Source organism: Methanoregula sp., from assembly GCF_052325125.1.
Classification (GTDB): domain Archaea; phylum Halobacteriota; class Methanomicrobia; order Methanomicrobiales; family Methanospirillaceae; genus Methanoregula.
In genome coordinates, this window is record NZ_JBKQWO010000003.1 from 1 (window position 1) to 9002 (window position 9002).

Below are 9002 nucleotides of genomic sequence, written 5' to 3' on the forward strand. Positions count from 1 at the left end.
ACAGCAGGGCGCAGGTCTGGAACCCCGGGATACTGATGGAAGGTGTCACGGTTGAACTCTTAAAAGTCGAACATTCCTCTCACCCCCGGAACAAAACCATTGCCCGGCTCCTGTTCCTTATCGGGTATATTGAACAGTGGGGGTCAGGTACGCTCAGCATGATCACTGCCTGCGAACGGGACGGTGTCCCGGACCCGCAATTCCATGAAACGGGCAACGATTTTGTGGTCACCTTCTCGCGCTCAACCGTCAACACGCTTCTTGAACACCCGGAGATCCTGAACGAACGGCAGCACAAGGCACTCAAATATTTGCAAACGCACCCCACCATTACCCGGCAGGAATATAGCAGAATTTTTGCATGCAATGAGAAGACTGCACGACGCGATCTTGCAGATCTTGAGCTGCAAAAAGTCATTGTGATGGGAAAAAGCGGAGCAACGAAATTATTCCGGCTCAATGCGGTCTTTTCCTCCTATGTGGACATGAGTGGGCACGGCGGTCGCTGAATCACAATTGAAAAATTGCGTAAATATTCATTGAAATGAAAAAATATTCAATTAAAACCCGTAGAATTCTCATGGCCAATGTGGACATGATGTGGGCATATGTGGACAATGGCATGTGGTGAATACGTGACGAAAATGACGAATAAATGGTGAATAAAAAAAACGAGATAGATGATCGACGAAACGGGCTAAAGGGGTACTAAAAGGGGTATCATTGGGGCACCGCCCACACCGTCCCGATCCCGGCAAACGCCCTCTCGAACCGCTCCGGCCCATCCCCGACATAGAACAGCGCCGGTGAGAACGTCGACCCCGAATCATTCCCAGCGGGCCCCACAAACCGGATCCTCGCAGAAGGAAAGCACACCCGACACGATATCGCCGTCAGCGTCTTCCACGCTGCGGTCTCGGTCGCCGACTTCCATAACACAATCGCTTCGTTGGTCCGGCCTGCGGACCGCTCCAAGTATAACTTCGAGAACCACTGCTCGACACCGGGCCCGAACGGGGGATTGAGAAACACCCGCCCCACCCAGGGCTGCACAAGGCCGTTGTCCTGAGCGGTGTAGTGCCTCGCTGCCGGCGCGTTCGTGATCTCGTGGCTGTTGCTGGCCGGGTCGAGGTCGATCGCGCCCATGCAGGCGATCACCGCATCGAGGATGTACCGCGGGGTGTAATGCTCCGTGCTCTCGTGGGAAAGGAGGGCTGGCGGGACGGTCATGACGGTTCCTTGAATCTCTGACAAAACATTTGGTTGAAAATCTCTCTGTAAAACAGGGGGTTTAGTATTTGCTGAAAGGGAAGAGGAATTATTTAAGGGGGGTATTTTTTCAATTAAAGGTCACTATGAAGGGTTTACGTTATCTTGAAAGATACAAGGTCTTTCATGAATAATTCGAATATGCAAACAACCATATCCCTCAGATTCATACGATTGAATTGAACAAAAAGGATCTTTTCCCCATGCCGCCCCCATCGCAGATGAGTGTCGAGGAAATCGCCGAGCTACTGAATATCGAAGATCTTTCCGAAAGTACTTACATCGAGATCAAAAAAGCAACCGGCGGGGACGGAAGAGGTCAGTTACCTGAATCGTTTTTTTCAACCTACAGTGCATTTGCCAACACCCAGGGCGGAATCGTCCTTCTCGGATTTCAGGAAGTCACTCCCGGCGAATTCGTTCTGATCGGGATCGCCGAACCCGGCCGGGTCATCGACCAGCTATGGAGCAATCTGAACAACCGTGAAAAAGTCAGCATCAACATCTTAAAAGATGACGATGTTTCTGTTGGTACTCACGAGGGAAAACAATACATCAGGATCGTTGTGCCACCGGCACGACGCGAGCAGAAACCCGTATACGTGGGGAAAAATCCCCTGACCGGGACATACCGCAGGAATTTCTCCGGGGATTACGTCTGCGACGAATCCACGGTAAAAAGGATGATTGCCGAGCAGGTCGAAGAATCCCGCGATGCAAAGTTGCTGCCACATTTCACCGAGAATGACCTGGACAGCAATTCCCTCCGGGCCTACCGGAACCGATTCAGGAGCACCAAACCGACGCACCCGTGGAATAACTATGATGATCATGAATTCCTTCGGTCGATCGGCGGGCTTACGCGGGATCGGGCGTCTGGAGAGGAGGGCCTGACCCTTGCCGGACTCCTGATGTTTGGCAAACTGAGGCCAATCCTCGATGCAGTCCCCCATTATCTTGTCGATTACCAGGAGCGCAGACCCGAAGATGATGACGGGACACGGTGGATAGACCGGATCACCACGGATGGTACATGGTCCGGCAATCTCTACGACTTCTTCCAGATTGTCATCCAGAAACTATACCGGGATCTCAAGGTACCGTTCAAACTGGCAGGGCCCTCCCGCATCGATGATACCCCGGTTCATGAAGCCTTGCGTGAGGCACTGACCAACACGCTTGTTCACGCGGACTACAGCGGGACGGTCCCGATCCTTGTCATCAAGCGACCCGATATGTTTTCGTTCCGGAACCCGGGTACCATGAGAGTTCCGGTTGAGGATGCAATTCGCGGGGGTGTCAGCGATTGCCGGAACAGGAACCTCCAGACGATGTTCGATCTCATCGGTTATGGAGAACGGGCAGGTTCGGGTCTTCCGAAAATTTTCCAGAACTGGAGAGAACAGCTCTGGCGTCTCCCGGAACTTAGAGAAAAATTCAATCCTGAACAGACGTTCCTCGTCATGCGGATGATGAGCCTCCTTCCCGAGGCCGTCATGAAGAGTCTTGAAAGCCGGTTCGGACCGGAGTTCAATGAATTATCCGAAGAGCAGAAACTCGCACTTGCTACGGTCGCCATTGAAGGCAGCGTAACCCATGCACGAATTAAGGAGATGTCGGATATCCATCCGCATGATCTTTCGAAGGAATTAAAGGACCTTGTCACCCGCAGATTCCTCCAGTCTGCCGGGGCAACCCGGGCAATGGTGTATACATTCCCCCGACCAGGAGTGCCAGGATCCGATGATACTGTCCAGACCCGACTCGATGCGATGGCGCAACAAATGGGTGTCAGCTCCGAACATTTGGGGAAGGACTCCGAACATTTGGGCGACAGGTCCGTACATTTGAATACCGACTCCGAACGTTTGAAACGATTACGAGATATTGCAGAGCCCGTTGAAGGAAAACGAAAGGTTCCCGCTCCGATCATGGAGGCTGTAATCATAAATCTCTGCAAAGAGGATTTCTTGAATCTGAGGGATATAGCGGATATTTTGGATCGTACCCCTGATACTTTGAGAATTCATTACTTGAACCGAATGGTAAATGCGGGGCTTCTGGAGCGGCGTTATCCGGATAAACCAAATCATCCGGACCAAGGATATAGGACACGAAAATAACAAAACCGGGAACTTTTCGATGTTGTCGAAGTCCGAGTATAAGGGAAAATGGTGGATACCCGCGGATTCTCATAATGAAATCGACGGAACGCTAAAAATAAATCCAAACGGTACCGGAACATTGGAAATCTGGGGAGAACTAATCAAAGAAGATTTTTCAGAATTTCCGCCAACTAGCGAAGAAGTGGAGATAATATTAGGACGAACTTCAGAAGGTTCTAAGATTACACTTTTTAATTGTCAACTGGCAGGAACAAGTCGTAGTTCTGAAGGTTTTCCGTTACAGACGGTCAATATTGCAACAAATATCCTGCACGTCCACTTTTTGACGGGAGATACGATCTCATTTAGAAAATTAATGGTTGAATTCAAACATTTTGAGCATTTGATAAAAAGCACAAGGATCCAAGTAACAAATTCTTCTCAGGTTGCGATACCGATAAATAATGTTGAACGGGAGGAAATTCCATTTTTTTCTGTTGACGGTTTCAACATTAAGATCATTGTAGATGTTCATTCAATGATCAAGAGATCCCCACTTAAAAAGATTACAGTCGAAGAACTACCGTACATCTTGATTGAAGCCGAAACTGATAGAAAATATGCGGATTATTTAAAAATCATCGACAAACTCCAATATTTTTTCACTTTTTGTGTGTTAAAAACAGTTTATCCGGTTGAAATTCATGGAGAATCGGCCGCCAGCACTTGGGAACCGCCTAAGGATTGGAACGGGACAAAAGACATCGGGGTAATCTTTGAACCGATTCAAATTATTTCCCATTGGGTTGATTTGCCCGATCTTTCTCAAGTGGATGAGGTTGACCGAAACGAGATTTTGTTCATATTAAATGAGATTCGAGAAAATTCAGATTTTGCAATGAATAAATGGTGGATTAAACATGAAGTGTACAAGTCAGTTTTTGACATATATTTTGGAACAATTTTTAATTCGAGAATGTACCTTGAGAATACATTCCTAAGTCTTGCTCAGTGTATTGAATCATATCATCGAAAATCGCCCCGATTTCTGGATTGCCAGATTCACCCTGAGGAATATCAAGAGAGAATTGAGATTGTAAAAGAAGCAATTAAAGGCCAAACGCAATTAACGACAAGTCAGAAAAAATCAATAATTAAAACACTAAAACTGGGGAACGGCCTATCATTAGAAACCCGAATCCAACAACTTCTCATCACATATCCAACAATCACCCCGTATATAGTAGGTAAGGAAAAGAATTTTCCAAATACTATCGCCTTGAACCGAAACAATCTAACACATTTGGATCCAAAGCCTCAAAACAAATATGCAACTTTTTGGGAATTGTATGACTTATCAACCCGAATGAGACTATTGTTAATCACAGTTTTTTTGGATGAACTTGGATTTGACATCAAGAAAATCGAAAAAATTGTTGAACGACTTTCCCGTCGGTATCGGCTAAAATAAAACATATTTCTGCAATCATTTCATTGGGGCACCGCCCCGATCTTGGACAGGCACCTAAAGAAGATTCTGTGAACCAGGCCCGGATTGTGGGTACAGCGTACCCACAATTTCTTGACCGCCCCTAAAACCCGGTGATTTCTTAACCGGATCTTCCCCATTATCACTGATACCTTCATTATCCTATCACCAAAATGCGATACCTGCTAAAGTCATATGTTACATAAATGAGTCAATCGGCCGGGCATGTCAGGCCCTTCTCCTCCGGCGGAGGCTGGCCCTTTAGGCCCTTCTCTGGCCCTTCTGTTTTTAAAAACTCCATGTCTCATTTGTCTCATTTTTGTCCCATTAATGTCTCATTTATCCTGATTCCTGCGAGGCCCCTTAGGCCCCTATCTGGCCGCCAAATCTATCAGGAGCAAAATTGGCATTCAGCGCCGGCGGAACCATCACACTACCCCGGCCTCCTGTGCATCTTCCCTCACTTCTCTCCCGTAACAATGCTCGCAGAGCTTCACTCCCGTCTCCCGATCGAGCCACACCGCCTTTGCAATCCCGCAGATCGAGCACTTCCCGATATCCGCAGTCACTCTGGCGCACCGGGAAACATCCACGGCCCCGGGCAGCGGGACCGATGCCATCTGCTCCGCTTTTACCGCCTCGTTGTAACACGTGCGGCAAATCCGCCGGGCGTCCTGCCGGCCCTTGGGCCGGGCCCGCCGCTCCGCGGTGAACTTCTCCACATACCAGGAGCCCTTCTTCCCGCAGGAATGGCACGGGGTCTTCGGCTCCGGGATCTCGAGTTTTTTGTAGTCGCGCGCTCTGATGGGCCGGACCCGATCCTTGTTTACAGCCGGGGGGGCCGGATCCGGGCTCGATTCAGCAGGTTTACTGCACGTGCTGTAAGAGGCCGGGCGAGCCGGCGGGGCCGGATTCTTCTTTTGTGTGGCACCGGGCGGAGATCGTTTTTTGTTTACAGCATTTTCAGAATCATGGAGACACTGATCAGAACTTTTTCCGGAATTTTCGTTTCCTCCATAATTCCGGTTTTGCTGTAAATCACCATCTCTTAGTACAGAATTATTTGTACAATCATCTTCTTTGCAGGAACCGGGCGCACCGGGTTTGCCATTTTGATTTACAGCAGATGCTGTAAAACTGCTGTAAACGTGCTGTAATGCTGTAATTGACCTTGCGCTGTCGTCATCATTGCCCTTGTCGCTGTCCTTGTCGTCATCATCATGATCGCCATCGTGATCGTGATGGTCATCGTGCGGATCCCGGTCGAGCCAGCAGGCCCCGCCGTTTACCCACTGCCGGTAAATCTCGCGGCTCCACGTGAACGCCTCGGTCCTGCGCCGGACCGAAACCCCCTCATCCTCCGTCATCGTCACCGTCCGGTCGGTGAAGGAGAGCGCCGGGCACTTCTCAAGAAGACCCGTGTAGTTCTTCCCCCGGCTGTCGTAGCCCTTGATCATCCGGTAGATCCCCATGTAGGACCCACCGGTGAATCGCTGGAGATCCTGAATGGTGAACTCCGGCAGGTCCGCCTTCTCGATGATCGCGAGCAGGTCCGACTCCTTCTTCGTCATCTTCGATTCCTGCCCGCCCGCCGTACCGTTCAGGAGAGTGAAGACATCGTTTGCCGCGTTAAAATCCGCCTCGTTTGCGTACACGCAAAGCGTCCCGTCCTCGCTCGTCTTCTGTCGGCGCTGCATGAAGAAGAGGGCCGCATGGCTCTTGATCAGATCGTAGAGCATGTCGGGGTTTCGCCGGTTGCAGATGGCGTTGAACCGGATCCGTTTCGAATAAGGGATGATCACCCAGATCATCTCCCCGTGCAGGATCTCCCAGATGGCCCGGCAGATCACGAGCTCTTCGGACTCCTCGACAAATAAGTCCGGGTCCAGCATCTCCCGGTCCTGCTTCGCCTCCAGTACCCGGGCGTCCTGCTCGGAGGACTCGTCGATCCAGCAGGTGAGCATCCGGTTCATCACCTGATCGTCGCCGGTCCCTTCTTTCTTTGCAATCCACCAGACGCACCGCTCGGGGATCGTGCAGACCCGGGAGGTCAGGTCTTTTGTGACCGTCGTATGCGTGATCGGCTCGTGGAAGTTCGATGTCGCGGACTTCAGGATCTCCTGTATCCCGTCCGAGAGCTCGGTGTCGTCGCTCATCAGGACCGTCCGGGGCCGGAGGTCCTTCATGTAATAGAGCGCCTTGTTACTCACCGTGCCCTTCACCTTGTACGCATCCGGCACCTGGCGCATCATCTTTCTGAAGGCGTGGGTCTTGCCCTTGCCGGAATCACCGGTCACGGAGACATGCAGGCCATCAGAATTTTTCACGGCCTGCGATGCCATCGATAGGATCATGCAACGGGCCACAATCTCGTCGCCGACATGCTCCTGAGCGAAAGTCCGCAGCATCAACGCAACCGGGTCGCCGTGTTCCAGCACATCAAGGGCGGCCGCGCGTTGGTCGGGCGATGCCGCGACCGGGGCCGGTCCCGCATCGATCGCACCGTCATGCTCAACCTTCGCTTTTGCCCGGTCCTTCCGCCAGGTCTTCTCCCTCTGCTCCCAGTCCTTGCGCTTTGCTGCCCAATCCGGCTCGAACCGCTCGCGAAGCTCCTGCCACCGCTGGGTACCGCCGCCGCAGGAATTGTGCTTGCAGCCGGCGAAGATCGCGCCGCTTCCGAACTGGATCGCAAAAGCCCCGTCCTTGTGGGCCGACGAGAACGGGCACTGGTCGAGCACGAAAAGCGTCCCGCCGCTGTACGGTTTCTCTGACCGGACACCGAGCCCGTGATCGGAGAGCCACCCGCGCAGGTCAAAGCCCTTGCCCTTCTCCATTGCCGGTTGTTGCTGTGCGTGTTGTTCGGTCGGCAGCCGGGCCGCGAGATCCCTGAGCTGTTCGGCCGTCGCACTCTTCAGATCATCCGGGGCCGAGAGAATCCGGCTCCTCCGGTGCGGGCGGTCCGGGGTATCATCTCCTTTCCGGGAGACCGTGCCGTAGAGTTTCCAGATGCGGGCCGCGTTGAAGTTCGCCAGCCGCGACGGAAAAGCGGTTTTTCAGTGGCCTGGTTTGGTTGCAAAGTCTTGATTCTACACCGCGTCGTGCGCGAACTGGTGGCCGGAGGAGTGATACCGCTATAGGCTGAGGCAGCGCCAAGCTGTCGAAGAGTTGGGGGAAGCGATTGGATGCACACTGACATAGGAAGAAAGCAGAAGGAGAGGGAGCGCAGACTTGTGCGCCGGCTAGTTGATGGCCTCGCCGGTTGGCTTACGTTTAGGCAAGCTGGCGGCGCAAGGACGCTGTATAGCGAATATTCTCTATACCCGCCGATATATGAAATTGCCACAGGCCGGGCGTGGCCGGTCTTGGCACAGGAACCCATAATGAACTCGACGCGAGGGGACGGCGCGCCAAGCACTATAGATTTCGTATTCTACGAAAAGCCACGCGGCGGCTCTCAGGCTAGTCGTGGGCTTGTCATGATGGAGCTGAAATACCTCAGAGGCGAGAATACAACTAATGAGCTTGAGGGACTGCACGATGATTTCACAAAACTACGAATGGTCTCGCCGAATACTCTGCGCAACGCAACGTCGTTCTTAGCATGCGGCGCTCCGGGTAAATGACAAATCATTGTCGCACAACGAGAGGCTTATGACAAGGTCTCGAAGTCTCTGTCCAAAAGATTCCCTGACGTAACGCGGGTGGTCGTTAGAGCATTATCCCCCAAACCGCCGAAATTGGTTTACCGCTCTGTGATAGAGACAAAGCTCAAATCTGATTTTCATTGGCATGTTATCGCGATCGGGGAAGATAGATGGCCGCTTCCTATTGAGCCGATGTCTTGAATTGTGATGGCTAGCACGCCGTCATAGTCAGGGGCACGGTCCGAGGGGGGTGTAGAGGGCCATGTCCCGGAGATGATCCATGAGCGTCGGATCACGCTCAATGGCCCACAGCAACCGCTCCACGGGTGCAGGGAACCATGCCCCATCGAAGGTCCGCTATCCACCCAAAGTGTCAAACGACATCCAAAACTGGTCCCCCAAGGTTGCAACGATCAGCGGTGTTCGCGGTGCGGCGCGCTTGTGCAGGTAGTCCACAGGCTGCTGGCGCGCTCCGCGGAGAGCCCTCAAGCGGCA

The 9002-nt window shown here is 52.2% G+C and carries 6 protein-coding genes; 4 read left to right on the forward strand and 2 right to left on the reverse strand.

Going from position 1 to position 9002, the window contains the following annotated elements; translation table 11 throughout:
* Nucleotides 1-509: ATP-binding protein (locus ACLQMU_RS00910; protein ID WP_443673493.1), on the forward strand; the 509-nt coding region annotated here is incomplete at its 5' end.
* Between the two features lie 211 nt (nucleotides 510-720).
* Here ACLQMU_RS00910 and ACLQMU_RS00915 read toward each other — a convergent pair.
* Nucleotides 721-1254, reverse strand: coding sequence for a DNA N-6-adenine-methyltransferase (locus tag ACLQMU_RS00915; protein ID WP_443673494.1), 534 nt, complete (start codon nucleotides 1252-1254; stop codon nucleotides 721-723).
* A 236-nt stretch (nucleotides 1255-1490) separates the two neighbouring features.
* On the opposite strand from ACLQMU_RS00915, the gene ACLQMU_RS00920 reads away from it, so the two are divergent.
* On the forward strand, nucleotides 1491-3392 hold the full coding sequence (locus ACLQMU_RS00920) for an ATP-binding protein (RefSeq protein WP_443673495.1): 1902 nt from the start codon (nucleotides 1491-1493) through the stop codon (nucleotides 3390-3392).
* Between the two features lie 19 nt (nucleotides 3393-3411).
* Complete coding sequence (locus ACLQMU_RS00925) at nucleotides 3412-4845, forward strand: ApeA N-terminal domain 1-containing protein (RefSeq protein WP_443673496.1); 1434 nt, start codon at nucleotides 3412-3414, stop codon at nucleotides 4843-4845.
* A gap of 446 nt (nucleotides 4846-5291) precedes the next feature.
* Here the strand turns inward: ACLQMU_RS00925 and ACLQMU_RS00930 are convergent, their stop codons facing one another.
* Nucleotides 5292-7697, reverse strand: a complete 2406-nt coding sequence (locus ACLQMU_RS00930) for a hypothetical protein (RefSeq protein WP_443673497.1) — start codon at nucleotides 7695-7697, stop codon at nucleotides 5292-5294.
* 348 nt (nucleotides 7698-8045) lie between these two features.
* Between ACLQMU_RS00930 and ACLQMU_RS00935 the strand changes: the two genes are divergently transcribed.
* Nucleotides 8046-8486, forward strand: a complete 441-nt coding sequence (locus tag ACLQMU_RS00935; RefSeq protein WP_443673498.1) for a hypothetical protein — start codon at nucleotides 8046-8048, stop codon at nucleotides 8484-8486.
* Nucleotides 8487-9002 lie beyond the last annotated feature (516 nt).

Bases quoted from the DNA above. Each gene is read 5' to 3' on its own strand.
- ACLQMU_RS00920 (WP_443673495.1), top strand. From the start codon at position 1,491: ATGAGTGTCGAGGAAATCGCCGAGCTACTGAATATCGAAGATCTTTCC.
- ACLQMU_RS00925 (WP_443673496.1), top strand. From the start codon at position 3,412: ATGTTGTCGAAGTCCGAGTATAAGGGAAAATGGTGGATACCCGCGGAT.
- ACLQMU_RS00930 (WP_443673497.1), bottom strand. From the start codon at position 7,697: ATGGAGAAGGGCAAGGGCTTTGACCTGCGCGGGTGGCTCTCCGATCAC.
- ACLQMU_RS00935 (WP_443673498.1), top strand. From the start codon at position 8,046: ATGCACACTGACATAGGAAGAAAGCAGAAGGAGAGGGAGCGCAGACTT.